This is a genomic window from Pseudarthrobacter sp. CCNWLW217 (genome assembly GCF_037203985.1).
In the GTDB taxonomy this organism is placed as follows: domain Bacteria; phylum Actinomycetota; class Actinomycetes; order Actinomycetales; family Micrococcaceae; genus Arthrobacter.
In genome coordinates, this window is sequence record NZ_JBBCBT010000005.1 from 1 (window position 1) to 25,312 (window position 25,312).

A 25,312-nucleotide genomic window follows, 5' to 3' on the forward strand; every position below is an offset into this window, starting at 1 on the left:
CATCCACGGCCGTGACAGTGACCGTGCCAGTCTTCGGATCCGCAGAATAAATCCGGTCATCAGCGCCCACAGCGGACGCAGTGCCCTGCGACGCGGCCAGCACAGGCTCTGTGGACTCTGCGTCGAAGCCGTTGACAGTGGATGGCGAGAGAGCCCAGACCTTGCCCTTCGCCGCGTCCGTAACAGAGATGACAGCGGAACCGAAGCTCACATCGGCCGAACCCGGCAACTGCTTATCCCCACCCAGGCGCATATTCGCAGGAGAAACCTGGTTCAGCGTCGAACCCGTCTCATCATCCACAAACACATCCCCGGCATGCTGCAAAATATCAAACGTCGTACTCGCCGGAGTCACCGCACCATCCAGAACCCGCGACGGATAATTCAACCGCCCCACAGCATTCTTCGACTTCGACACCACCCACACACCGCCGTCGTTCAACTCCACCTCAGTGGTCTTAAACCCCGGATACAACACCGCACCCGTGACCAACACCACTACCGCAGCACTAAAGGCGGTGGCTGCAAACCAGCGGGGCGGGCGGATGCGCGGTCCGGCTGCTGTCGCTCCCGTAGCGCGCGCAGATCGGCGAAAATTCACGGTTCGGTTCCCCCAGGTAAGCCTCCGGCAGGGCCGGTCTCCGGCCAGCTATCGCCGGGCATTCACGACTATAGCGCTATTCACCATCAAATGGATAAAATCGCTGCTTCCGGTTGCAGGCTCAGTCCAGGACCAGGCCCTTGCCCAGTCCCCTGGCAAGGCGGACGGGGTGGATTTCCCCGAAGCCACGGACGTTCTCGGCTGGCTGCGGGAGCAAGACGAAACGCTCGTCCTGGTCCAGGGCGGAGGCTGTCATGGAATCCACCAGCACGGTTCCCGGGTCCGCCAGAGTGGTGAGCCGGGCGGCAAGATTCACGGTAGGGCCATAGATGTCTCCGAGCCGGGACAGGATCCGGCCCCAGACCATCGCCACGCGGGCCTCGGGCAGGATCTCGTCCTCGGTGAATGCCTGGGCGAGGGCAAGGGAGATCTCGGCCCCGGCGGCGGGAGTCTCGGCAATGTAGAGCACTTCGTCGCCGACGGTCTTGACCAGGCGGCCACCGCCTACGGAGATGATTTCAGCGCATTTGTTCTCGAACCTCTGGACCAGCCTGGCGAGGGTCTTCTCATTCATGCGCCGTGACAGGCTGGTGTAGGACACCAGGTCAGCGAATCCGACGGCGCGTGCCAGAGGCAGCGGAGCGTCATCCTCGTCGCCTTCGCGGCCCTCTTCGCTGGCCTGCAGGCCGGCTTCCGCCCGAACGGCGAGCCGCTGGACACCGGCATTGAGCTGGCGCCGCCAGCTATAGACCAGCATCTCCTCCAGGGCGTCCACCAGCGCCGGAAGTTCGTTTACCAGCCTCTTGCGTGCCACCGCATCGGTGACTCCCTGTTCATGGACCATGTCCTCGACCAGGGCTTCGATCTGCCAGACCACCATCCGGTCGGTCATCTGCCCAATGGCGCGGGTCACGGAGATCGCTGCCTCTTCGGTCAGCTTCCCGGTGCGGACCAGGTCCACCACGGTGGACAGGGCTGCCTGGTCGCGTTCCGTGAACGCCACGTCCTCATCGCCGAAATTCGGAAAGCCGAGCGCCCGCCACAGTTTGCGTGCCGAGAGGAGGGACAGCCCTGCGCCGGCTGCGACTTCGCGGCGCCGCAGTTTGCGGTCGCCACCCAGGAGCCGGGCTTCAAGTGCCTTGGCTGCCAATCGTTCCGCGGAAAGAGTTCCGGTGGCGGGGTGCACGATGGCAGGCCGGGCGTCGACACCAGGAGCCGGCTGCTCCTGCTGCTCGTCATCGTTCATCTGTCCCACCTTCTCTCAACTCCCATGGCAGCGTCCCGCGTTCCTCCGCAGGGTCGCCAGCCCCAAATGCCACGTCCCCGGGCAACTCGTCGATGGCATCCAGGATAAAGTCCCGGAATCTGGCAACTTCCGGCACGTCAACAACTGTGACTATCCCCTGGTATCCGGTTTCCAAGGATATATTCCCTGACCGCAATATGCGCTGCCCCATTGTCTGGGTAAGCATCAGGTTGCGGACCGCTGCCAGGTTCACCTGCTGGTCCCGCCGCTTCAGCATGCCGTATCTGGCAACTATCCTGCGGCTGGTGAGTGTGTAACGGGTCCCCTGCCATTTCAGCAGGCGTGGGAGGCAGTAGGCCAACCATATCCATGCGGCGCCGAGGATGCATCCTGTGACCAGCCAGGGAGACCATTCCCGGGAGAGCGCGGGGACCAGCCGTTCCGCTTCCCCCCGGATGATCCAGGCGCTGGCGAACGCCGCCGCCGCGGGAGCGGCGATGAAGGCTGCGGCTGGCACAATCAGCTTCCTCGGCTGGGGGCGCGTGGTGACTATCACCTGTTCACCCGGCACGAGGTCTCTACGCATAACCGCTTTCGGTCCCCTGCCGCGGCGCTTGGCCCGGCGGGGTCCAGGGGCGGAGGTGCACGACGTCGCCGGCTGTCACCACATGTTCGTGAGCGGCACCGTCGACAACCAGCAGGGAGCCGTAATCGTCCAAACGCGTTGCGTGCCCGATGATCTCGTGGTCACCGGGCAACTGGGCTTTGACCTGCTTGCCCAGTGTCACCAGGACGGCTTCCACCCGCTTGTGCAGTGACGGGCCGCCGGCCATCCCGGCGGCCGGATCGCCGTCGGCGTTGCAGAAACTGCGGTAGAGCACGGCGAAATGGGAGAGATAGCTCTTGAGCAGCAGCGTCCGGTCCACCGTCACGGGCTGCTCCAGTGCTACGGAGGTGGCCGTAGGGACGGGAAGTTCGGCGGAACTGAGGCTGACGTTCAGGCCGGTGCCCAGGATGACCGGCGGCGCGGAGCCCTCCACCATGGGGCCAAGCTGGGCGAGGATTCCGGCGATTTTCCGGCCGCGTACCAGGACGTCGTTGGGCCACTTGAGCTCCGCAGGGATGCCGGCAGTCTCCAACAGGGTTTCCCGCAGCGCCAAGGCGGCCAGCAGGGACAACCAAGAGTAGCACTGCGCCGGCAGCGGCCGCCCCTCGGCATTGACGGGCCTGAGCACGATCGAGACAGATACGGAACTTAAGGGAGGGGCCTCCCACCGGCGGTCAAGGCGGCCACGGGCTGCTGTCTGGTACTCAGCAGTCAGGACAGAAAGATCCGGCCAGGACTTCGGCTCCTCAGTGACTGACCGCAGGAGGTCGGCGTTGGTGGAACCGGTGGAGTCCACCACCACGAGCTTCGCGATGCCTGTGGCGGACAGAAAATCCTGGTCTGCCAAGGCTCCGCGGTTCAACGGTATGCCCGGGGCGTGTGCGTCATCCATGCTTGAATCCTATCGACTTGCCCACCCGCGGGCTCCCGCGACCATCAGGTTCAGAGGAAGATGTCAGGAACCAACCGGTCTTCGTCTGCGCCCAGGCTGTAGGGCCGGAAGTCCGTCACCCCGGCTGCGGCGAGCACCTGCTCGTCAGTGTAGAAGTTGCCGGTGGATGGCCCCCCGGCAGCTAGGACGCCGCCGGTTAGGACGGCGTGCGCGGCGTCGGCCATGATCTGGGGGCCCCTGGCGGCCTGGACCATGCTGGACCCGCCGGGCATGTTGCGGATAGCAGCGGTATCAATCAGGGTGCACGGCCAAAGGGAGTTGACGTTGATCCCGTCCGCCTTGAGTTCCTCCGCCAGCCCCAGAGTGGTCAGGCTCATGCCATATTTGGCCATGGTGTAGGCCAGGTGTTTCCCGGCCCACTTGGGGTCCAGGTTCAGCGGCGGGGATAGCGTCAGGATCTGACCGGCCTCCGACTTCCGCAGGGCCGGAAGCGCCAGCTTGGACAGCAGGAAGGTGCCCCTGACGTTAATGTCCTGCATGAGGTCGTAGCGCTTCATGTCCACTTCGTCAGTCCGGGACAGGTCAATGGCTGAGGCGTTGTTGATGACGGCGTCGATGCCCCCGAACATTTCCACTGCTGCTGCAACGGCGCCGGCAACGTCGTCGTCGTTGCGCACATCACCCACCAGAGGCAATGCCTGGCCGCCCGCTGCCTCGATCTGTTCCGCGGCGGTATAAACGGTCCCTGCCAGCTTCGAGTGCGGCTTGCCGGTCTTGGCCATCAGTACAATATTGGCGCCGTCCTGCGCGGCCCGGGTAGCTATGGCCAGCCCGATCCCGCGGCTGCCTCCCGAGATCAGCAGGGTCCGGCCCTGTAGGGAACCGGCGGCCTGGTACGGCACTGCAGCGGCACCCGAAGCATCATTGCTCGAAGTCATGGCTCCACTGTAACCCAAGTATGTTACTGGCGAGTAACAAGCGTGTCGGCGTCACTCGAGCGCAGAAAATTGTAGGTTTTCTACAGCGGTCCCGACGAATAGCGTCACTAGACTAGCCAGCAGGGTCCTGTTTTTGTGCGGAAGCTACTTAATGCGCCGCAGCATCCCGGGGCCAGCCACCATCAGCTACAGAGCCGGAGACACTTCATGAGCCACGATCTGACAACGACAGCGGGAAAGATCGCCGATTTCCGCGACCGCCAGGCCCGTGCAGAACAGCCCTCCGGCCCCGAAGCCATAGAGAAGCAGCACGCCCGCGGCAAGAACACCGCGCGCGAACGGATTGAACTGCTCGTCGATGAGGGATCGTTCATCGAATTCGATGCGCTCGCCGTGCACCGCTCCACCGCTTTTGGCATGGAAAAGAAGAAGCCGCTCGGTGACGGCCTGGTATCCGGGTACGGCACCGTCGATGGCCGCCCCGTGGCCGTCTATAGCCAGGACTTCTCCGTCTACGGCGGATCCCTTAGCCAGGTCAACGGCGAGAAGATTGTCAAGGTCCAGGAGTTCGCGCTGCGCAACGGCTGCCCCGTAGTGGGAATCCTCGACGGCGGTGGCGCCCGCATCCAGGAAGGTGTCGCGTCGCTTGCCATGTTCGCGGACATCTTCCGCAACAACGTCCATGCCTCCGGCGTGGTCCCGCAGATCTCCCTCATCATGGGCCCCTCCGCCGGCGGAGCGGCCTACTCCCCGGCACTGACCGACTACGTGGTCATGGTGGACAAGACCTCCCACATGTTCATCACCGGCCCCGACGTCATCAAGACCGTCACCGGCGAGGACGTGGATATGGAAACCCTGGGCGGTGCCCGGCAGCACAACGCCACCACGGGAACCTCCACGTACCTGGCCTCCGACGAAGCAGATGCCATCGAATTCGTCCGCGAGCTCCTGGACTTCCTGCCGTCAAACAACCTGTCGGAGGCCCCGGTCCTGGAGCACCAGCAGGAGCTGGATGTCGACGACGACGACCTCGCCCTGGATGCGCTCATCCCCGATTCCGCGAACCAGCCCTACGACATGCGAACCGTCATCGAGCAGATCGTTGACGACGCACATTTCCTCGAGATGCAGGCGCTCTACGCCCCCAATGTGATGATCGGTTACGGCCGCGTCGAAGGGCACACTGTGGGGATCGTGGCCAACCAGCCCCTGCAGTTCGCCGGCACGCTGGACATCGCGGCATCTGAGAAGGCTGCCCGCTTTGTCCGCCACTGTGACGCCTTCAACATCCCCATCATCACGCTGGTTGACGTTCCGGGTTTCCTTCCCGGGAAGGACCAGGAATTCCAAGGCATCATCCGCCGCGGCGCCAAGCTCCTGTACGCCTACGCCGAGGCCACCGTCCCCAAGCTGACCGTCATTACGCGCAAAGCGTACGGCGGCGCGTACATCGTGATGGGTTCCAAGAAGCTTGGGGCAGACCTCAACCTGGCCTGGCCGACCGCCCAGATCGGCGTCATGGGAGCCCAGGGTGCCGTCAACATCCTTTACCGCCGCGATCTCGCTTCCGTTGCCGAGGCCGGCGGTGACGTTGAGGCCCGGCGCGCCGAGGTCATCCGCCAGTATGAGGAGGAGCTCCTGAACCCTTACCAGGCCGCGGAGCTTGGGTACGTGGACGCGGTCATCGCGCCGTCCGAAACCCGGCCGCAGATCATCAGGGGCCTGCGGGCGCTCCGCGATAAACGTGCCAGCCTGCCCACCAAAAAGCACGGGAACATCCCGCTGTGACCGCGGACAGCCCGGTTGCGGAGACGCCGGACGCCCTGATTTCCGTGGTGAAGGGCCAACCGTCGGCCGAGGAGCTCGCCGCGCTGACCGCCGTCGTGCTTTCCCTCCAAAGCCAGGAGATCGCTGAGGTCCGTAAACCCACTGTCCGGCATTGGGTGCGCCGGCAGCAGCTGCGGCTGGCACCCACACCCGGCCCGGGCGCCTGGAAGCGGAGCCGCGGCTAACATTCCCTAACCGCCAGGGGCACCGTTAGTCTCGTGGAGTGACTACTGAAACCGCGCCCTCCGCCCGTCCACGCACCGCCATCGACGCCGTAGCGGATGAGTACACCGACACGCTCATCAGATTGAATCCGTCCTTCGCCACTACCCTGGGCCTGCCGGGACACGAGACGGAATACCAGGACTACTCCCCCGCCGGTATTGCGGAGTTTGCCGCCGAAGCGAGGAAGACGCTCGACGCTCTGGAAGGGCTGGAAGCCCAGGACGACGTGGACGCCGTAACGCTGGATGCGATGCGCGAGCGGCTGGGACTGCAGCTGGAAATCCGTGAGTCCGGCTGGGACGAAGCCGAACTGAACAACATTGCCTCCCCGGCGCAGGACATCCGCGCCATCTTCGACCTCATGCCCACGGCCACTGCGCAGGACTGGGAGCACATTGCGGGCCGTGCCCTGAACGTTCCCGATGCCATCGACGGCTACATCGCTTCCCTCCGCCAGGCCCGTGATGCAGGGAGGGTTTCGGCGCAACGCCAGGTCAGCATCGTCATCGAGCAAACCACGAAGTACGCCGCCGAGGACGGCTTCTTTGCCAAGTTGGCGGCGGAGGCCAAGATTGCCGACGGGCCGCTGAAGGCGGCAGTCCAGGAAAGGCTCGACGCCGGTGCTGCCGCCGCCCGCAGCGCCTATAGCCGCCTCGCCGAATTCCTCCGCACGGAGTTGCTTCCCTCAGCCCCGCAGAAGGATGCCGTGGGAAGGGAACGCTACGCGCTGGCCTCGCGTTCCTTCCTGGGCGCCACCGTTGACCTTGAAGAAACGTACGCCTGGGGCGTCCAGGAACTGGACCGCCTGATTGCCGAGCAGGAACAAGTGGCCGAAACCATCAAGGCCGGGGCCAGCATCGCCGAAGCCAAGGAAATCCTCAACAACGATCCCGCGCGCCAAATCAAAGGCACCGATGCCCTGAAGGCCTGGATGCAGGAACTCTCCGACAAGGCCATCAAGGACCTGGCCGGTGTGCACTTCGAGATCCCGGACGTGATGAAGAAGCTTGAGTGCCTCATCGCCCCGACCGACGAAGGTGGCATTTACTACACCGGCCCGTCCGATGACTTCAGCCGCCCCGGCCGGATGTGGTGGTCCGTACCGGCAGGTGAAGACACTTTCACCACCTGGGCCGAGACCACCACTGTCTTCCACGAAGGAGTCCCGGGCCACCACCTGCAGGTGGCCACCGCAACCTACCGCCGCGAGCTCCTGAACAACTGGCGCCGCAACGTGTGCTGGACGTCCGGCCACGGTGAAGGCTGGGCGCTGTATGCAGAGAGGCTCATGCAGGAACTCGGCTACCTGTCCGATCCCGGTGATCACATGGGCATGCTGGACATGCAGCGGATGCGCGCCGCCCGGGTGGTCTTCGACATCGGCGTCCACCTGGAGCTCGCCGTTCCGGAGCGGTGGGGTACCGGCACCTGGACCCCGGAGGCGGGCTACGACTTCCTGAAGAAAAACCTGCCCATCAGCGAGGGGCAACTGAAGTTTGAATTTACCCGCTACCTCGGCTGGCCGGGCCAGGCTCCCTCCTACAAGGTGGGGCAGCGGCTGTGGGAACAGATCCGCGCGGAACTCGAAGCACGGCCAGGCTTTGACCTGAAGGAATTCCATACGCGGGCGCTGAACGTTGGCTCTGTGGGACTCGATACCCTCCGGAGGGCGCTGCTTTCCTAAGCCCGGGCCTGAAATTGAACCTCACCTCCCAGCGGCTTAAGCTCGCTCCGATCGCGAGACTTTTGCCACACTCTGGACGGGAATAACTTCATAATTACCTGATGTGACGCCGGATTTCAGGGGATTTTATCCGCTGGAGGGTGAAGTGGCCTCGTAATATTTCTCAACATCCGTTCGTCGTGCTATGTGGGACCGGCCTAGCGTATTCGGGTGAGCACTCAAACCCGCACCCCCGAATCCACAGGAAAGACCGGCTTCCAGCTGCCCAAATGGGCTGGCTCGTTCGGCTTCCAGATCATCGCCGCCCTTATCGTGGGCCTCGGCCTCGGCCTGCTGGCCAAGTACACCGGCAGCACCAAAACCAGCCCCAACGGCCTGGGCGCCACGCTGCAGACCATCGGCTCCAGCTATGTTTCCCTGCTGCAGACGGCCGTGGTGCCGCTGATCTTCACGGCCGTGGTCAGCTCCATCTCCAACCTCCGCCAGGTCTCTAACGCCGCCAAGCTGGCATGGAACACCCTGCTGTGGTTTGCCATCACATCACTGGTCGCGGTGCTGATCGGCATCGGCCTGGGCGTCCTGCTTCAGCCGGGTGCCAACACCGGCATCACCGAGGAAGCCAAGTACAGCGGCAAGTCCGGTGACTGGTGGTCCTTCCTGGTGGGTCTGTTCCCGAAGAACTTCCTGGGCCTGGGTGCGAGCTCCACCGTTGCGGAATCAGGTGCGGTCACCACGGCCGTCAGCTTCAACGTCCTGCAGATCCTGGTGATCGCCATCGCCGTCGGCGTTGCTGCCCTGAAGGTAGGCAAAGCCGCCGAGCCGTTCCTCAACCTCAATGCCTCAGCCCTGGCAGTCATTCAGAAGGTGCTGTGGTGGATCATCCGCATCGCGCCGCTGGGCACCGTAGGCCTGATCGGCAACGCCGTGGCCGTGTACGGCTGGGACACCATCGGCTCACTGGGCAAGTTCACGTTCGCCATCTACGTTGGCCTGGCCCTCGTACTGTTCGTGGTCTACCCGGTGCTGGTCCGCGCGCACGGCCTCTCCATCAAGCAGTACTTCTCCGGAGTGTGGCCTGCCGTCCAGTTGGCTTTCGTGTCCCGTTCCTCGGTGGGCACGCTGCCACTGACCCAGCGCGTCACCGAACGCAGCCTGGGCGTGCCCCGGGCGTACGCTTCCTTCGCCGTACCCCTCGGCGCCACCACCAAAATGGACGGTTGCGCCGCTATCTATCCGGCCATCTCCGCGATCTTCGTGGCCCAGTTCTTCGGCGTCCAGCTGGACTTCAGCCAATACCTGCTGATCGCCCTCGTCTCCGTACTTGGTTCAGCTGCAACAGCGGGCACCACCGGCGCCGTAGTGATGCTCACCCTGACGCTGTCCACGCTGGGACTGCCTTTGGCCGGCGTCGGACTTCTCCTGGCCATCGACCCGATCCTGGACATGGGCCGCACGGCGGTTAACGTTGCGGGCCAGGCACTGGTCCCCACCATTGTGGCCAAGCGCCAGGGCATCCTGGATGAAGCCCTCTACAACGCGCCGCGCAACGGCACCCCGTTTGTTGATGACGATGCCGAGCCCGCCGCAGATCCGTCCGCGTCGGACACGGGAGCTTCTTCCGGTGCAACAGGGCGGGAACTGGCCGACGCCAAGGCGTAACGATGCACCAGTCATAGCCTGAAGAGGAAGTCCCCGGGATTCTCCCGGGGACTTCTCCCGTTAAGGCCCGGGGACTCCGGTTCCTAGCGGCCGCCTCCTCCGATCACACCTTTCTCCACGGCTTTGGTGACAGCATCGGCCTCTTCCTGAGTCAGGATGCCGTCCGAAACGGCTTTGTCCAGCCTGGTCTTGAGCGCAGCGGCCTTCTCGGCCCGGGCCTCGGTGCGCAGCTCCTCAAGGGCGGCGGTGACCTTGGCCTCCTCAATCCCCAAAGATTCCGCCAGGGACTTTGCGAGCTCCGCATCGCGGGCCGCTGCGTCCGGCTTTTCGCCGTCAGCCGGGGGCGAGGTGGGTTTGTTGGCTTCGCGGAAAGCCTGCAGCGCTTCGGTGACTTTGGCTTCCTCGACGCCGAGTTTTTCCGCGAGCGCCGAGGCCTGCGCTACCCCGCGCTCGCCTCCGCGGCCGCCGTGCCGCCCTTTACCTTCCATGGGCGACGTGCTGTCCGGTGAGGCGCTGGAACTGGCGCTGGGCGTAGGTGTGGGCGTTGTAGTTGCCGACGCCATGCCGGCAACACCGATTCCGGCTCCGACGGCAAGGGCCGCGGCCGAAAGGCCAAGGGCAATTCTCTTTCTGCGTGACATTGACTGTCTCCTGGATCTGCCGTCCGGTGACGGCTCCTTGTGATGTGTCTCCTGCGAGATAATCCCAGTGTCCGGCGCAAGGTTCGGATGCAGCTGTCGGGAACCTTTCAATCTGCTGTGAAAGGTCCCCCGACGCCCGGCCGGAATTGAGTAGGCTCGGCAGCATGCTGATCGTGACAACCAATGACATTCCGGGCCACAGGATCGATGCCGTGTTCGGCGAGGTGATGGGGCTGACCGTCCGCTCCCGGGACATCGGCTCGCAAATGCTGGCCGGCCTCCGTTCCCTCGGCGGCGGCGAACTGCCCGAAATGACGCGGGCATTGTACGAAAGCCGTCAGGAGGTCATGGCGCGAATGGTGTCGGAGGCCCAGCAGCGCGGCGCCAACGCCATTGTGGCCATGCGCTTTGACACCTCCGAGATGGGCACAAACTGGACTGAAGTCTGCGCGTATGGAACCGCCGTCTTTGCGATCCCGCTCGCGGAGGGCCAGCAGGGGGCTACCGGCCAGTCCATCCAGCTCACGAAGACCGGCTAGCGCTCAGCGGGTCTTCGCCAAACCAACAACTTGCGCAGAGTGCAAACTTGCACATAGTGTAATCACGTGAGCCATTCTTCCCTGACTGATGGGCCAGCGCCCGCGCCCTCCCGCCGCGAACAGAACAAGGCCGCCACCCGCCAGGCCATCACCGATGCCGCATTGAAACTGCTTCGGAGCCGCGGGCCGGGCAACTTCACGGTTGAGGACATCGCCGAGGCCGCTGGAATATCGCGGCGCACCTTCTTCAACTACTTCAGCAGCACCGAGGCGGCCCTGGCTTCGGTGACCAACGGTTTCCTGGACCACGCCCTCCAGCAGTTCCGGCTGCGCCCCGCCGGGGAGCCCATTCTCGAGTCTGCCCGTGTGGCGCTCATGCAGCTGGCCGACCCCATGACTGTCGCCCCCATGGCAGAGCTTTTCACCCTGACTCAGCAGAACTCCTTGCTGGTCCGCTCCGAGCTTGAGGCCTGGGATCACTGCACAGAGCAGATCATCACCGCTGCCAAGGAACGGGTCGCCAAGACGCCGGGGGCGGCCATCGACGAACTCTACCTCCGGGCCCTCGCCGGCTCCGTCATCTCCTGCGGCAAGGCTGCGATGGACGTCTGGTTCGCCCAGTGCGGCGCTGATCTGTCACCAGCCTCCCTTTCCGTTCTCCGCCAACTGCTCATCGATGCCATCGGCCACCTTGGCGCAGGCTTCGACAACCAGGCACGCTCTTCCTCCCCCACCCTCCTCAAAGATCGGCTCTGACATGGCCTTGTTGCTCTACCGGCTCGGCAAGTTCTCCTACCGTCACCGCTGGCTGGTCATCTCGCTCTGGCTCGCGGTCCTGGTGGCAGTCGGCGGGTCCGCCGCTGCGTTCCACGGCACCCTATCCAACAACTTCCAGATCCCAGGTACCGAAACCCAGCGGATCGCCGATAAGCTCCGACAGGACCTGCCGTCGGCATCAGGCGGCTCAGCCAGCATTGTTTTCGAAGCACCCGCGGGCGGCTTCACGGCCGAGAGCCGCGCCGCTGTGACGGATGCGCTGAAGAAGCTTGAAACACTGCCTGATGTCAAAGCCACAGTGGACCCGTTCGCTACCCAGGACCAGGTGGACCAGGCAGCAGGGGCCATCACCGCGGGTGAGCAACAGGTCGCCGAGGGCCAGGCCCGCCTGGACGCCTCCCGCAGCCAGCTGGAAGCGGGCAAGGCGCAGCTTGCCGCAGCGGAGGAGCAACTCACGGCAGCGGGGGCACCGGCCCCCGTGATCGAGGCTCAACTGGGACAGCAGAAAGCTGCAATGGCACAAGGCCAGGCCCAGCTCGACGCCGGCACGCAGGAGCTTGCTGCCGCCAAGGCCAAGCTGGACCTTGGCAAGCGCCAGGCGGAGGCCTCCGCTGGCCTCCGCTTTGTGTCTTCTGACGGCCAGGCCGCGGTGGCCCAGGTCCAGTTCAATTCCTCCATCAACGGCCTGACCCCGGCCGTGCGCCAGCAGGTCCAGGACATCGCCCACGAGACCTCTGCCGCCAGCGTCACCGCGTTGGCCAGCAAGGAAATCACCGAGGACATCTCGGAACTCTTCGGCGCCGCCGAAATTATTGGCGTCGCCGTGGCCGCGCTCGTCCTGGTCCTGATGCTGGGCACCCTCATCGCCGCCGGCCTTCCACTGCTGATGGCCATCATCGGCGTGGGCGTCGGCGTCGGCATCACGTTTGCCCTGTCCGGAATGTTCGAGATGAGCTCCATCTCCCCCATGCTCGCGCTGATGCTGGGGCTGGCCGTCGGCATCGATTACTCCCTGTTCATCGTCAACCGCCACCGAACCCAGCTCCGGTCCGGGATGGAGCCCGAAGAGTCCGTGGCCCGTGCCACCGGAACCTCAGGCAATGCCGTCCTCTTCGCCGGCCTCACCGTGATCATCGCCCTGGCCGCCTTGGTGGTTCCCGGGCTCCCCTTCCTGAGCGTGATGGGCCTGGCAGCGGCCGGCACTGTTGCGGTAGCCGTCCTCGTGGCCCTCACCCTGACCCCGGCAATGCTTTCGCTGATTGGCCGGCGCATCATCTCCAAGCGGGCATGGGCAAAAGCCGACGCCCACAACGCGGAGGCAGGCCATGAACTGGCAGACAAAGCCAGGGACGAGCAAAAGAGCACCCGTGGCTGGGGCGGACTCGTCACCAGGCATCCCGTGGTGGCACTGGTGGCTGGCGTGCTCCTGCTCGGTGCCCTGGCGCTGCCCGCCACCCAACTGCAACTCGCCCTGCCGGACGGCGGGTCCGAGCCGGTCGACTCCGAGGCCTACCGCGCCTATGACCTGACGGCACGCAGTTTTGGTGAAGGTGTCACTGGACCCATTGTGGTGGTGGGCGAATTCCCGGCGGGCCTGGACGAAACCCAAGCCCAGTCCCTGCAATACGACGTCGCTGACCTGATCCGCGGAGTGGACAACGTTGTGGCAGCCGTTCCGGTGGCGCTCAGCGAGGACCGCCGGACCGCCGTCTTCCAGGTCATTCCGGAAGAGGGTCCTGCCAAAGCGGGCACCGTTCAGGTAGTGAGCGAACTGCGGGAACGGGGTGAGGAGATCAAGTCTGAAACGGGGGTCACTATCGGCCTCACGGGGCAAACCGCGGGCAACATCGACGTCTCCACCAAACTCGGTGAAGCGCTGCCGCCATACCTGGCCATCGTCGTCGGGCTTTCCCTGATCCTCCTGCTGCTGGTATTCCGCTCCATTGTGGTTCCCCTCCTCGCCACCGGCGGGTTCCTGCTCTCCCTGGCCGCCGCCTTCGGCCTGGTGGTCGCGGTGTACCAATGGGGGTGGCTGGGAAGCGTGTTCGACGTCGCCAACCCCGGTGCCGTGCTCAGTTTCCTGCCCATCATCCTCATCGGCGTACTGTTCGGCCTGGCCATGGACTACCAGATGTTCATCGCCTCCGGCATGCGCGAGGCCTATATGCACGGTGCCTCTGCCAAGCACGCCGTCCGGATCGGGTTCAGCCACGCCGCAGCCGTGGTCACCGCCGCAGCAATCATCATGGTCAGCGTCTTCGCCGGCTTCATCTTCAGCCACCTGACCATGGTCCGGCCGCTGGGCTTCGCGATGGCCTTCGGCGTGCTGCTGGATGCCTTTGTGGTGCGCATGACCATCGTCCCGGCGGTGATGTACCTGCTGGGCGAAAAAACCTGGTGGCTGCCGGGATGGCTCGAGCGGATCCTGCCGGACGTGGACGTGGAGGGCGCCAAGCTGGAACGCTTGGAAAGCGGCCCGGCCAGGGCCGGCCAGCCTGTCCATTAGGCTGAAATGGTGACCCGCCTCATTCTTGCTTCCCAGTCCCCCGCCCGCACCAAACTCCTCGCCGAGGCAGGCATCCAGCACACGGTGCTGGTGTCCGACGTGGACGAGGACGCAGTCCAGGCCCGCTACGGCGTCACGGATCCGCACGATACCGCCCTGCTGCTGGCGCGGGCCAAGGCAGAGGCCGTGGCCGCGCTGCCTGAAGCGGACGGCACGCTGGTACTGGGCTGCGACTCCGTCTTCGAGTTCGACGGCGAGGCGCACGGCAAGCCGTACACCGCCGGCGTCGCCCGCGAGCGGATGCTCCGGATGAGCGGAAACAGTGGAGTGCTGCACACAGGGCACTGGCTGGTGGACTGCCGGGACACCGCCCCCGACGACGGCACAACAGACCCCGGATCCGGGGCCACCCTCGGAGCGGTCGCGTCAGCCGAAGTCCACTTCATGGAGATGGAACCGGAGGAGATTGACGCCTACATCGCCACCGGGGAGCCGCTGCACTGCGCCGGCTCGTTCACCATCGATGGCCTGGGCGGGGCGTTCATCCGGAAGGTGGACGGAGACCCGCACGCCGTCGTCGGGCTGTCGGTTTCCACCCTCCGGAACCTCCTGGCACAGGCCAACGTGCGCATCACCGAGCTTTGGCCAACGGAATAAAGGGACCCAATTTGCCGGAGAGTTGTAGCTTCCCTACAAAGCTCTTCCCGTTTACACGCGGATTCCGCAAGTAATATCGGCGGACCCCACAAAATCGCGCTAGGCTCCCTGAAGGAAAGAAGGAGACGCCTTGTCAGCAAAGTTGGAGCAGTCCGCAAGTCCCGTGCAGTCGAACCTCACTAAGGTGCTGATCGCCAACCGTGGCGAAATAGCCGTGCGGATCATTCGCGCAGCACGAGATGAAGGCATCGCCTCTGTGGCTGTCTATGCCGATCCTGACCGGGATGCCCTGCACGTGCGGCTTGCCGATGAGGCCTACTCGCTCGGTGGAAACACCGCCGCCGAGTCCTACCTGGTGATGGACAAGATCATTGACGTCGCCCGCCAGTCCGGCGCGGACGCCATCCACCCCGGCTATGGCTTCCTCGCGGAGAACGCCCAGTTCGCCGCGAAGGTCATCGAAGCCGGCATCACCTGGATTGGCCCTTCCCCGGACGCCATCTCCGCCTTGGGTGACAAGGTGCAGGCCCGCCACATCGCTGAAAAGGTCGGCGCACCCCAGGTGCCCGGCACCGCTGATCCGGTGGAATCGGCCGAGGAAATCCTTGAATTCGTTGACAAGTTCGGCCTGCCGGTCGCCATCAAGGCCGCTTTCGGCGGCGGCGGCCGGGGCATCAAGGTGGCCCGCACCCGCGAGGAAATCCCCGAACTGTTCGAATCCGCCGTGCGGGAGGCCACTGCCGCCTTTGGCCGTGGCGAATGCTTCATCGAACGGTTCCTGGACGCCCCTCGCCACGTCGAGACGCAGTGCCTGGCGGATGCCCACGGCAACGTCGTTGTGGTGTCCACCCGCGACTGCTCGCTGCAGCGCCGCAACCAGAAACTCGTGGAAGAAGCCCCGGCCCCGTTCCTCACCGAGGAGCAGAACCGCAGGCTCTATGAATCTTCCAAGGCGATCCTGAAGGAAGCCGGTTACCTCGGTGCAGGTACCTGCGAATTCCTGGTGGGCCAGGATGGCACCATCTCCTTCCTTGAGGTCAACACCCGTCTCCAGGTCGAGCACTGCGTTTCCGAGGAAGTCACCGGAATCGACCTCGTCCGCGAACAGTTCCGGCTGGCACGCGGGGAGGAACTTGGCTACGGGGATCCCGAAGTGCGCGGGCACTCGATCGAATTCCGCATCACCGGCGAGGATCCGGGCCGCAACTTCATGCCGGCGCCGGGCACCATCACCACCCTGAAGAATCCCACGGGTCCCGGCATCCGCATTGACTCCGGTGTTGAGCAGGGCGACGTCATCAGCGGCAACTTCGACTCGATGTTGTCCAAGCTGATCGTCACCGGAGCCACCCGCACCCAGGCGCTGCAGCGTTCCCGGCGTGCTCTTGAGGAGATGGTGGTCGAAGGGATTCCCACCGTTATCCCCTTCGACCTGGCCGTGGTCACCAACCCGGATTTCGCCCCGGCGGAAGGCCCCTTCAAGGTCCACACGCGCTGGATCGAGACCGACTTCGTCAGTGAAATCCCGGCATGGACGCCTACCGGCACCGAGGCCCTGGCCGACGACGCCGGCGAACGCCAGCGCGTGGTGGTTGAAGTAGGCGGCAAGCGCCTCGAGGTAGTGCTTCCCGCCTCCCTCGGCTCCCTCGGATCCGGCACTGCCGGAGCCAAGCCCGCGAAGTCCAAAAAGCGTTCCCGTTCAGGCGGTGCGGCGGCCGCTGCTTCGGGCAACGGACTTGCCTCCCCCATGCAGGGCACCATCGTCAAGGTGGCAGTCAGCAACGGCGACATCGTGGCTGAAGGCGACCTGGTTGTTGTGCTTGAGGCGATGAAGATGGAGCAGCCGCTCACCGCGCACCGCTCCGGAACCATCACAGGACTCAGCGCCACAGCAGGCGAGACGGTGTCGGCTGGTGCCGTCATCGCCACGATCGAAGACTAGTCACCGCCGGAGGCGCACCCATGCTTGCACCGAGTTTTGAAGAAGAAGTAGACCGCTACCACCTCGCGGTTCCGGAAATCACGCGGGGAAACGCCGGGCCCGTCAAGGATCTCTACTCGCGGTTGGAGGACGTGACGCTGGCCAACCCGTTCGGCGGCATTGCCCGCGGCTGGGCCCAGGTGGAAGCGCGGCTGGACCAGGCCTCCCGGCAATTCCAGGACGGCGAGATGCTGGGGTTCGACACCATTACGTCCTACACCGCCCGCGACACCGCCTTCCTCGTGGAGACAGAACACTTCCGGGCCCGCTTGGACGGCGCCGCCGTCGCGGAGGAGTTCGCGCTCCGGGTGACCAGCGTCTTCCGCCGGGAAGAAGGCTACTGGAAGCTCGTCCACCGGCACGCCGACCCTGCCGCCCGGCCACAGTCCCGCCGATCACTGGCCCAGCCGGCGGACCGGACTGCCGGGCACTGACGGCGGGCACTGACTGCGGGCACTGACTGCGGCGCGCCCCTCTGGATTCCGGCAGGTGCCACGGGCACACTTAGCGTGTGAAGCCTTTCCTGCTGCTTGCCTCCCGGGCCGAAGACGCTGCTGCGGACAACGAATATGCGGCGTACCTGAGGTACGGCGGGCTGGCTCCCGGGCAGCTGCGGCGGATCAGGCTGGAGGCGGCACCCCTGCCGGAACTGGACCTGGCGGACTACTCCGCGGTAATCGTCGGCGGGAGTCCGTTCACGTCCAGCGATCCCAGTGAGCACAAAAGCGCCACGCAACACCGCGTGGAGCGGGAGCTGGCGGGATTGCTGGACCGGATCGTGGAACAGGATTTCCCGTTCCTCGGTGCCTGTTACGGCGTCGGGACGCTGGGGAGACACCAGGGCGCCGTGATCGACAGGACCTTCGGCGAACCCCTCGGCGCGGTGGAAATAGAACTCACCGATGCGGGGCTGGCTGATCCTCTCCTGCGCGGAATGCCCGCCCGGTTTATCGCCTTCACCGGGCACAAGGAGGCCTGTTCCTCGCTGCCCGTCCACGCCGTCCTGCTGGCTTCTTCCCAGGCCTGCCCGGTGCACATGTTCCGGATCAAGGAAAACCTCTACGCCACGCAGTTCCACCCCGAGCTGGACGCCGAGGGCCTGGTCACCCGGATCGACATTTACCGCCACGCCGGATACTTCCCGCCCGAGTCGGCTGAGGAACTGATGGCCAACGCCCGCCGTTTCACGGCGACCGAACCCATGAACATCCTGAAGAACTTCGTGGCCCGTTACGGTAACTGACAGCGGCAACCGGACTTCCGCCGTCGTTCCTGCCCAGTTGCACTGTTCCGGGACACAGAAATGCCCGGCGTGCTCCCAGCAAAAGCAAGGAGCACGCCGGGCATTTACGGCGCTAAGCGGGCTGGAAGTCAGGCCACGTTGTTCTCGTAGTCCAGGTCCCGGGTTTCCCGGCTTACGAACAGCGCGATGAGCGTCAGCACCGCCATGGAGGTCAGGTAGACACCCACCAGCACGGGGCTGCCGTCCGCCTGCTCCCAGAGTGCGACGGCGATGAAGGGAGCCACCGCCGCACCCAGGATGCTGGAGACGTTGTAGCTGACGGCCGAGCCGGTGTAGCGAACGTTCGTGGGGAACAGTTCCGGCAGCAAGGCACCCATGGGACCGAAGGTCAGCCCCATCAGGGAGAAGCCGATGACCAGCAAGGCCATGGTGCCCACAAACCCGCCGCTGAAGAGCGGGACGAACAGGAGCCCGAAGACGAAGATTCCACCGGTCACGGCCAGCAGCATCTTGCGCCGGCCGTATTTTTCTGCCAGCGGGCCGGAGACCAAGGTGAAGATACCGAAGAACACGACGCCGGCGATCAGCATCCAGAGGAAGTCGTTGCGGGTGTAGCCCAGGCCCGGGACGAAGGCAGCTGCGGCGGCTTCCGTCATGGGCTTGCCGGCCTTCTCGGCGGCGGCCTTGGCGGCGTCAAGCGTGGCCGGACGTGTGCCGTAGGTCAGGGTGAAGGTGGTCATCAGGTAGAACAGCACGTACGTGGCGAGCATGATGAACGTGCCGAGGATCAGCGGACGCCAGCTGGTCTTGAAGACGCGGCCGATCGGCAGCTTGGCTACCTCGTTAGATTCGATCACCTTGGTGAAGGCGGGAGTTTCGATCAGCTTGAGGCGGACGTAGAGGCCGATGATGACCATAACGGCGCTCAGCAGGAAGGGCACACGCCAGCCCCAGGCCAGGAAGTCGGCCGGTGTCAGGGCGTAGCTGAAGACGAGGAAAATCACATTGGCGATGATGAAGCCGATGGGCGCGCCCAGCTGCGGGAACGTGCCGTAGATGGCGCGCTTGTTGGCGGGGGCATTTTCCGTGGCAAGCAATGCCGCGCCGCTCCATTCGCCGCCGAGGGCAAGGCCCTGGGCAAAGCGCATGACCACGAGGAGGGCCGGGGCCCAGAATCCCCAGCCCGGAACGAGCGCCGTCGGCAGGCAGCCGATCAGGAACGTGGCGATGCCCATGGTCAGCAAGGACGCGACCAGCGTGCCCTTGCGGCCAAACTTGTCGCCGAAGTGGCCAAAAACGACCGATCCCAGCGGGCGGGCGATGAACGCGACGCCGAATACTGCGAACGAGCTCAGAAGCTGCGTTGTTTCGTTCTGGTTGGGGAAGAACAGCGCGGGGAATACGAGTACCGCGGCGGTGGCGTAAACGTAGAAGTCGTAGAACTCAACGGTGGTGCCGATCAGGCTGGCTACGATCACCCGACCGCGCGAGTTCACCGCCTTGGCAGATTCGGGACCCATCGAGGTTTCAGTTGATGACATGTATGAACACTTTCGTCAGAACCGGCCGGACGTGGGGAGAGGCCCGGCGTGCAGTAGTTAGAGTTCAATATTAGTTCCGCTCGTCCAGTCAATGGACAAAAGGTCCAGTATGCGGACACTTGGAAGGTGTCTCATTTTTCCGGGCCTCACGCCCCCTAAAGCGGCCCGATAGGCAAATGTCACAGCGCGTTAACAAACGGCGACCGTCCATGAAACGAGCCGTCTCTACCTTGGAAGGACAACATCCCCCAAGAGGAGGTACACCGTGACTGTTGATCGCAGCGCAGATGCCGGCACCGGCAATTCCGTAGATGTAGACACCAACCCGTTGCACGAAGGCGTGTCTTCATCCGCCAGCGCACAGCCCGGCTCCACCCGTACTACTGACGCACCCGCCCTTGAATACCGCCCCGGCCGCTGGATCGCCAACTGGAACGCCGAGAACAAGGAGCAGTGGGAGTCCGGTGGCCGCGCCATCGCCCGCAGGAACCTGAACTGGTCCATCTTCGCTGAATTCCTCGGTTTTGTCGTCTGGCAACTCTGGTCCATCGTGGTGGTCCAGCTCCCCGCAGCAGGGTTCACCTTCACCACGTCGGAAATCTTCTGGCTCATTTCGATGCCCAGCCTGGTAGGCGCCACGCTCCGCATTCCCTACACCTTTATGGTCCCCCGCTTCGGCGGCAGGAACTGGACCATCGTGTCCGCCCTTCTCCTCCTCATTCCCGCCATCGGCTTGGGACTCTGCGTCTCCAACCCCGAAACCCCGTTCGGCGTCATGCTCCTCGTGGCAGCACTCGCCGGCTTCGGCGGCGGCAACTTCGCCAGCTCCATGGCCAACATCACGTTCTTCTACCCGGCCCGTGAAAAGGGCTGGGCACTGGGCCTGAACGCTGCCGGCGGCAACATGGGTGCCGCCGTCGCACAGCTCGCCGTCCCGATCGCGATCACCCTGCTCGCCGTGGGCAGCGTGAACCTGCCGATGGCCGGCTGGATGTGGGTCCCGTTCATCCTGATCGCCGCGTTCGGCGCCTGGAAGTACATGGACAACCTCACCAGCGCCAAGGGAGACGTGGCCGGCTCGGTCGCAGCGCTCAAGGAACCGCACCTGTGGATCATGGCACTGCTGTACATCGGCACCTTCGGTTCCTTCATCGGCTTCGCCGGTGTGTTCCCGAAGCTCATCAAGGACTACTTCCCGGCTTTCTCCTCCATCGGAGTCGGCACCGTGGCGCTCTCCCTGGCCTTCCTTGGCCCGCTGGTCGGTTCACTCGCCCGCCCCTACGGCGGACGCATGGCTGACCGCATGGGCGGCGCCCGGATGACCGTGGCCGCTTTCGCCTCCATGGCAGCGATCACCCTCACCATGATCTGGACCCTTCCCCTGAAGAACTTCTGGCTCTTCCTGGTCCTGTTCCTGATGCTCTTCACCGCCAGCGGATTCGGAAACGGTGCAACCTACCGGATGATCCCCATCATCTTCGCCACCTCCAGCAGGGCCGCGAAGGCAGGAGCCAGTACCGTGGAGACGCAGCGCCTGGCATCCTCTGCCCTCGGCCTGATCTCGGCCATCGGCGCTTACGGCGGGTTCGTTATCCCGCAGGTACTGAACGCCTCCAACTCCGCCAGCGGTTCCTACACGCCCGCCTTCTACGGTTTCGTCGGGGCCTACGCTGTGATGCTGGTTGTCTGCTGGGCCTTCTACATCCGCAACGCCAACCGAAATGCGATGGGACACGTCTAACATGACCAAAAGCGCCGACACGCACTGCCCTTACTGCGCTCTGCAGTGCGCCATGACGCTCAAGTCTCCAGCGGAACTGACCCCGGCTTCCGAGCCGGGGTCAGTCCCCGTGCCCGCCCAGGCCGCTGCCGCGGCTGCTGCGACAGCTCCTGTGCTGGAAGTCAGCGGGCGGGATTTCCCCACCAATCGGGGAGGCCTGTGCCGCAAGGGCTGGACCTCCGCCACGCTCCTGAACCACCCCGGACGCGTTACCGAACCGCTCCTCAAGGGCGACGACGGGATCCACCGTCCCATCGGCTGGGACCAGGCACTGCGCCTGGTGACCACGGCCGTGAAGGAAACCCAAGCCCGCTACGGGAAGGACGCCGTCGGCGTCTTCGGTGGCGGCGGCCTTACCAATGAGAAGGCCTACATGCTGGGCAAGTTTGCCCGCCTGGCCCTTGGCACCTCCCGCATCGACTACAACGGCCGTTTCTGCATGTCCTCCGCCGCGGCCGCAGGGATGCGTGCCTTCGGCGTCGACCGCGGACTTCCGTTCCCGCTCGAAGACCTGGACAACGCCAGCACCATCATGATGCTGGGCTCCAACGTTGCCGAAACAATGCCGCCGTTCGTCCAGCACCTCAAGGGCGTCCGCGACGCCGGCGGGCTGGTCATCGTTGACCCCCGCCGTTCCGCGACGGCTAAATTCACGGCCGACGGCGGTGGCCTTCACCTGCAGCCCCTGCCGGGCACCGACCTGACCCTCCTGCTGGGGCTCTCGCACGTGGTCATCCACGAGGGCCTGGCCGACGCCGCCTTCATCGCGGAGCGCACCTCCGGCTACGACGCCGTGGTCCGCAGCGTCAACGCATACTGGCCCGAACGCGTCCAGTCGATCACCGGCGTCCCGGCGGAGCTCATCCGCGAAACCGCCCGCAGGCTCGCCGATGGCGCCCGCAAGGGCGGCAGCTACATCCTCACCGGCCGCGGCGTCGAACAGCACGTGGACGGCACCGACACCGCCACCGCCGCGATCAACCTGAGCCTTCTCCTTGGCCTGCCCGGATCGCTCCGCAGCGGCTACGGCACCCTCACCGGCCAGGGCAACGGCCAGGGCGGCAGGGAACACGGCCAGAAGGCCGACCAGCTCCCCGGCTACCGGAAGATCACCGACCCCGCAGCCCGCGCCCACGTGGCCGGCGTCTGGGGTGTCCCGGAAGAGACCATTCCCGGGCCCGGCCTCCCCGCCGTCCAGCTGCTCAAGTCACTCGGACAGCCCGACGGCGTCCGCTGCCTTTTGGTGCACGCCTCCAACATCGCTGTGGCCTCCCCTGACGCGAACTCGGTCATCGCAGGGCTGCGCAGCCTGGATTTCCTGGTGGTCTGCGACTTCTTTATATCCGAGACCGCAGCCGAGGCCGACCTCATCCTGCCGGTCCTGCAGTGGGCCGAGGAGGAAGGCACTCTGACCAACCTCGAAGGACGCGTGCTCCGCCGCCGCCGCGCCCTGCAGCCGCCCGCCGGTGCCCGCAGCGAACTATGGATCATGGCGCGCCTGGCGGAAGCCCTTGAGGCTCCCTCCACCTACAGCGAGGACCCCGAGACGGTATTCGAGGAGCTCCGGTTGGCTTCCGCCGGCGGCCTTGCCGACTACTCTGGCATCGACTACGCCATGCTGGACCGCGGCGAAGCCGCCTACTGGCCATACCCCGCAGGCAGCACCGGCACGCCACGGCTCTTCCTTGACGCTTTCGCGCACCCTGACGGCAAGGCGGTCATGACCCCGGTGGCGCCCCGCCGTCGTCGTACCCCCGTTCCCCCCACGGGGGACGGCAGGGACCCGGCAGCCAAAACCATGACCCTCATCACCGGGCGCCTCCTGGAGCACTACCAGTCCGGGGCCCAGACCCGCAGGGTATCGGAACTGCTGGCGAGCCAGCCGGAGGCGAAAGTGCAGATCCATCCTGCCGCCGCCGCTTCAATGGGCATCGCCGAAGGGTCCTTCGTGTCGGTAGCCAACGAACGCGGCCAGGTGGTTTGCCGGGCCGAACTCAGTACGGCGATCCGCCCCGAAACAGTGTTCCTGCCGTTCCACTTCCCCGAGCTCGAAAGCGCCAACCGGCTGACGGAAGCCGCCACGGACCCCATCTCCGGGATGCCCGAATTCAAGTTCAACAAGGTCTGGGTCCGGCTGGCCGCCGACCAGGCCGCGAACCAGCCCCAGAACAATGTTCTGCAGACGACGGAGGCCTCATGAGTGAGCAGATTGTCATTGTCGGTTTTGGCCCGGTGGCCGCTCGCCTGATCGATGAACTGATGCCGGCGGTCCGCGCGGGACATGTCAGCCTGACCGTAGTGGGCGAGGAAACCGAAGCAGCCTACAACCGCGTCCTGGTCGCTGATCTCGGGGTCGGACGCACCACCGCCGATGCGTTGGCGCTCTCGGACGCGCAGGCCCTGTCCGCCGAGGGGGTGGACGTCCGCCTCGGCGTGCGGGTCCGCCGCGTTGACCGCGCCCGGCAGCAGGTAATCCTCACCAATGGCAGCGCCATCCACTACGAGCGCTTGGTCTTCGCCACCGGCTCGCGTCCTGTCATTCCCAACCTCATTGGTATCAACCCGGACCCCACCTCCCCCGTGCTCCCGGCCGGGGTTACGGCACTTCGGGACCTGCGGGATGCCGAAGTGCTTCGCCAGGCGGTGGACGGCGGCAAGCGCGTAGTGGTGCTGGGCGGCGGTGTACTGGGCCTTGAAACAGCCCTGGCAGCAGCCGAGGAAGGCGCCACCGTGACTGTGGTGCACAACGGACCGCATCCCCTGGGACGAAACATCGACCGTGGCGGCGGAGCGGTCCTCGCGGCCAGCCTTCGCCAGTGCGGTGTCCGGATGGCCGGTAATGCCCGGTCCACCGGTGTGGAGCACAACGCGCCCGACGGCGGCTTCTCGGCACTGCTGCTGGACGACGGTTCCGCGATCGACGGCGACCTCCTGGTCATCTCGTGCGGCGTGCGGCCCCGGACAGAACTTGCCGAAGGCTGCGGCCTGTCCACCGGCACCGGAATCCTGGTGGACCACCGGCTCCGCGCCCACCACGAGCCCCACATCTTTGCGATCGGCGACTGCGCCGAAGTCCGCTGCCCCGATCCCACCTGCGCCGAATGCCGCACTGCCAAGGGCCCGTCCGGCCTGGTAGGCCCGGGCTGGCGGCAGGCGGAATGGCTGGCCGAATACCTCACCCTGCTGGCCACTGGCACGCAGGAAGTGGCTGACGGGCTGCAGGAGCTGCCCCAGGAACTGGCCGGCGTCGTGGTCCTCAAGGCCCGCGGCATGAATATGGCCGTGGCGGGCAACAACAGTGCCGAACCGTGGGACGAGGAAGCCCTCACCGCCGGAGCGGTGAACGGCCGAGCGCGCCTGCAGATCGCTCAGTGGGCGGATCCCGAGCACGGCCGCTACGTCAAGATGACCACCCGCGGCGGAGTGCTGGAAGGCCTTGTGGCGGTCGGCATGCCGCGGACCGCCGCTGAGCTGGTGGGGCTGTTCGAGCGCGGCTCCGAGCTGCCGGCGGACCGTTCACTGCTGCTGCGCCTGGACGGACCTGACCAGCTGGCCGCGACCGGCCCGGCGGATCCGGCGGGCACCGTATGCCGTTGCGCCGGAGTCAGCGGGGCCAAGATCCAGGGGGCCGTGGAGGACGGCTGCTCAACTGTGGCCGAAGTGTCCAAGGCAACGAGGGCCGGGACCGGCTGCGGCGGCTGCCACGAGGACATCAAGGGGCTCATCGAAAAACACTTCCAGGCGGCTCCCGCCGCCTGAAATAATCGGTGGTCCGCCCAACTAGGTAGCAGCAAGTGTCGTTATGAGCGCTCATAACGACACTTGCTGCTACCTAGTTGAGAGTCGGCCTGCGGCTTTCCACATGCTTGGATGCAGGTTCTTCCATCGTCTTTAGAACGACACTAGGATCGTCTCCGTGGGCCACATCCGGCCCGTAGGTAGCAGACCCTGCGCTGGGCAGTGTC

21 protein-coding genes are annotated in these 25,312 nt (G+C 65.2%); 14 read left to right on the forward strand and 7 right to left on the reverse strand.

What is annotated here, in order from left to right:
- The 5 genes from V9L18_RS07375 to V9L18_RS07395 form a co-directional block, all read right to left on the reverse strand.
- Positions 1-547, reverse strand: a 547-nt coding sequence (locus tag V9L18_RS07375) for a hypothetical protein (RefSeq protein ID WP_337346743.1), incomplete at its 3' end; no start/stop codon positions are given.
- A 175-nt stretch (positions 548-722) separates the two neighbouring features.
- Positions 723-1,847: an adenylate/guanylate cyclase domain-containing protein gene (locus V9L18_RS07380; RefSeq protein WP_337346543.1), complete on the reverse strand. Its 1,125-nt coding sequence runs from the start codon at positions 1,845-1,847 to the stop codon at positions 723-725.
- Positions 1,837-2,433: a PH domain-containing protein gene (locus tag V9L18_RS07385; RefSeq protein ID WP_337346544.1), complete on the reverse strand. Its 597-nt coding sequence runs from the start codon at positions 2,431-2,433 to the stop codon at positions 1,837-1,839. Before V9L18_RS07385 ends, V9L18_RS07380 begins: the two co-directional genes overlap by 11 nt.
- Positions 2,426-3,346, reverse strand: coding sequence for a biotin--[acetyl-CoA-carboxylase] ligase (locus tag V9L18_RS07390; protein WP_337346545.1), 921 nt, complete (start codon positions 3,344-3,346; stop codon positions 2,426-2,428). The genes V9L18_RS07385 and V9L18_RS07390 overlap by 8 nt, the downstream gene beginning before the upstream one ends.
- A 50-nt stretch (positions 3,347-3,396) precedes the next feature.
- Positions 3,397-4,284, reverse strand: a complete 888-nt coding sequence (locus V9L18_RS07395; protein WP_337346546.1) for an SDR family oxidoreductase — start codon at positions 4,282-4,284, stop codon at positions 3,397-3,399.
- 207 nt (positions 4,285-4,491) lie between these two features.
- On the opposite strand from V9L18_RS07395, the gene V9L18_RS07400 reads away from it, so the two are divergent.
- The 4 genes from V9L18_RS07400 to V9L18_RS07415 all read left to right on the forward strand — a co-directional run bounded on the left by V9L18_RS07400 (position 4,492) and on the right by V9L18_RS07415 (position 9,682).
- Positions 4,492-6,075: an acyl-CoA carboxylase subunit beta gene (locus V9L18_RS07400; protein WP_337346547.1), complete on the forward strand. Its 1,584-nt coding sequence runs from the start codon at positions 4,492-4,494 to the stop codon at positions 6,073-6,075.
- The gene (locus tag V9L18_RS07405) at positions 6,072-6,299 is read left to right on the forward strand and encodes an acyl-CoA carboxylase subunit epsilon (protein ID WP_337346548.1); all 228 of its coding nucleotides are present in this window, start codon (positions 6,072-6,074) and stop codon (positions 6,297-6,299) included. The genes V9L18_RS07400 and V9L18_RS07405 overlap by 4 nt, the downstream gene beginning before the upstream one ends.
- A gap of 38 nt (positions 6,300-6,337) precedes the next feature.
- Positions 6,338-8,023 (forward strand): DUF885 domain-containing protein, encoded by a 1,686-nt coding sequence (locus V9L18_RS07410; protein WP_337346549.1) that lies wholly within the window; start codon positions 6,338-6,340, stop codon positions 8,021-8,023.
- 210 nt (positions 8,024-8,233) lie between these two features.
- Positions 8,234-9,682 carry a dicarboxylate/amino acid:cation symporter gene (locus V9L18_RS07415; RefSeq protein WP_337346550.1) on the forward strand — a complete coding sequence of 483 codons (1,449 nt, stop codon included), beginning with the start codon at positions 8,234-8,236 and terminating at the stop codon, positions 9,680-9,682.
- Between the two features lie 83 nt (positions 9,683-9,765).
- Here the strand turns inward: V9L18_RS07415 and V9L18_RS07420 are convergent, their stop codons facing one another.
- The gene (locus V9L18_RS07420; RefSeq protein WP_337346551.1) at positions 9,766-10,323 is read right to left on the reverse strand and encodes a hypothetical protein; all 558 of its coding nucleotides are present in this window, start codon (positions 10,321-10,323) and stop codon (positions 9,766-9,768) included.
- Between the two features lie 164 nt (positions 10,324-10,487).
- Between V9L18_RS07420 and V9L18_RS07425 the strand changes: the two genes are divergently transcribed.
- From V9L18_RS07425 to V9L18_RS07455, 7 genes are all read left to right on the forward strand, one after another.
- Positions 10,488-10,862, forward strand: coding sequence for a YbjQ family protein (locus V9L18_RS07425; protein WP_337346552.1), 375 nt, complete (start codon positions 10,488-10,490; stop codon positions 10,860-10,862).
- 66 nt (positions 10,863-10,928) lie between these two features.
- Positions 10,929-11,618, forward strand: coding sequence for a TetR/AcrR family transcriptional regulator (locus tag V9L18_RS07430; RefSeq protein ID WP_337346553.1), 690 nt, complete (start codon positions 10,929-10,931; stop codon positions 11,616-11,618).
- Between the two features lies 1 nt (position 11,619).
- Positions 11,620-14,145 (forward strand): MMPL family transporter, encoded by a 2,526-nt coding sequence (locus V9L18_RS07435; protein ID WP_337346554.1) that lies wholly within the window; start codon positions 11,620-11,622, stop codon positions 14,143-14,145.
- Between the two features lie 9 nt (positions 14,146-14,154).
- A complete protein-coding gene (locus tag V9L18_RS07440) occupies positions 14,155-14,802 on the forward strand; it encodes a Maf family protein (RefSeq protein WP_337346555.1) in 648 nt (215 codons plus the stop codon).
- 130 nt (positions 14,803-14,932) lie between these two features.
- Positions 14,933-16,744 carry an acetyl/propionyl/methylcrotonyl-CoA carboxylase subunit alpha gene (locus V9L18_RS07445; protein ID WP_337346556.1) on the forward strand — a complete coding sequence of 604 codons (1,812 nt, stop codon included), beginning with the start codon at positions 14,933-14,935 and terminating at the stop codon, positions 16,742-16,744.
- 20 nt (positions 16,745-16,764) lie between these two features.
- Entirely contained in the window at positions 16,765-17,217 is a 453-nt protein-coding gene (locus V9L18_RS07450; RefSeq protein WP_337346557.1) for a YybH family protein, read from the forward strand.
- 77 nt (positions 17,218-17,294) lie between these two features.
- A complete protein-coding gene (locus tag V9L18_RS07455) occupies positions 17,295-18,026 on the forward strand; it encodes a glutamine amidotransferase (protein WP_337346558.1) in 732 nt (243 codons plus the stop codon).
- A gap of 128 nt (positions 18,027-18,154) precedes the next feature.
- Here V9L18_RS07455 and V9L18_RS07460 read toward each other — a convergent pair whose 3' ends face one another.
- Positions 18,155-19,567, reverse strand: a complete 1,413-nt coding sequence (locus tag V9L18_RS07460) for an MFS transporter (RefSeq protein WP_337346559.1) — start codon at positions 19,565-19,567, stop codon at positions 18,155-18,157.
- 265 nt (positions 19,568-19,832) lie between these two features.
- On the opposite strand from V9L18_RS07460, the gene V9L18_RS07465 reads away from it, so the two are divergent.
- Genes V9L18_RS07465 through V9L18_RS07475 form a run of 3 tightly spaced genes read left to right on the forward strand, consistent with a single transcriptional unit; the run spans position 19,833 to position 25,106 of the window.
- Positions 19,833-21,308, forward strand: coding sequence for an MFS transporter (locus tag V9L18_RS07465; RefSeq protein WP_337346560.1), 1,476 nt, complete (start codon positions 19,833-19,835; stop codon positions 21,306-21,308).
- A 1-nt stretch (position 21,309) separates the two neighbouring features.
- Entirely contained in the window at positions 21,310-23,547 is a 2,238-nt protein-coding gene (locus V9L18_RS07470; RefSeq protein ID WP_337346561.1) for a molybdopterin oxidoreductase family protein, read from the forward strand.
- A complete protein-coding gene (locus V9L18_RS07475) occupies positions 23,544-25,106 on the forward strand; it encodes an FAD-dependent oxidoreductase (protein ID WP_337346562.1) in 1,563 nt (520 codons plus the stop codon). The genes V9L18_RS07470 and V9L18_RS07475 overlap by 4 nt, the downstream gene beginning before the upstream one ends.
- Positions 25,107-25,312 lie beyond the last annotated feature (206 nt).

Bases quoted from the DNA above. Each gene is read 5' to 3' on its own strand.
- V9L18_RS07450 (WP_337346557.1), top strand. From the start codon at position 16,765: ATGCTTGCACCGAGTTTTGAAGAAGAAGTAGACCGCTACCACCTCGCG.
- V9L18_RS07435 (WP_337346554.1), top strand. From the start codon at position 11,620: ATGGCCTTGTTGCTCTACCGGCTCGGCAAGTTCTCCTACCGTCACCGC.
- V9L18_RS07390 (WP_337346545.1), bottom strand. From the start codon at position 3,346: ATGGATGACGCACACGCCCCGGGCATACCGTTGAACCGCGGAGCCTTG.
- V9L18_RS07420 (WP_337346551.1), bottom strand. From the start codon at position 10,323: ATGTCACGCAGAAAGAGAATTGCCCTTGGCCTTTCGGCCGCGGCCCTT.
- V9L18_RS07460 (WP_337346559.1), bottom strand. From the start codon at position 19,567: ATGTCATCAACTGAAACCTCGATGGGTCCCGAATCTGCCAAGGCGGTG.
- V9L18_RS07475 (WP_337346562.1), top strand. From the start codon at position 23,544: ATGAGTGAGCAGATTGTCATTGTCGGTTTTGGCCCGGTGGCCGCTCGC.
- V9L18_RS07470 (WP_337346561.1), top strand. From the start codon at position 21,310: ATGACCAAAAGCGCCGACACGCACTGCCCTTACTGCGCTCTGCAGTGC.
- V9L18_RS07400 (WP_337346547.1), top strand. From the start codon at position 4,492: ATGAGCCACGATCTGACAACGACAGCGGGAAAGATCGCCGATTTCCGC.
- V9L18_RS07380 (WP_337346543.1), bottom strand. From the start codon at position 1,847: ATGAACGATGACGAGCAGCAGGAGCAGCCGGCTCCTGGTGTCGACGCC.
- V9L18_RS07395 (WP_337346546.1), bottom strand. From the start codon at position 4,284: ATGACTTCGAGCAATGATGCTTCGGGTGCCGCTGCAGTGCCGTACCAG.
- V9L18_RS07425 (WP_337346552.1), top strand. From the start codon at position 10,488: ATGCTGATCGTGACAACCAATGACATTCCGGGCCACAGGATCGATGCC.
- V9L18_RS07385 (WP_337346544.1), bottom strand. From the start codon at position 2,433: ATGCGTAGAGACCTCGTGCCGGGTGAACAGGTGATAGTCACCACGCGC.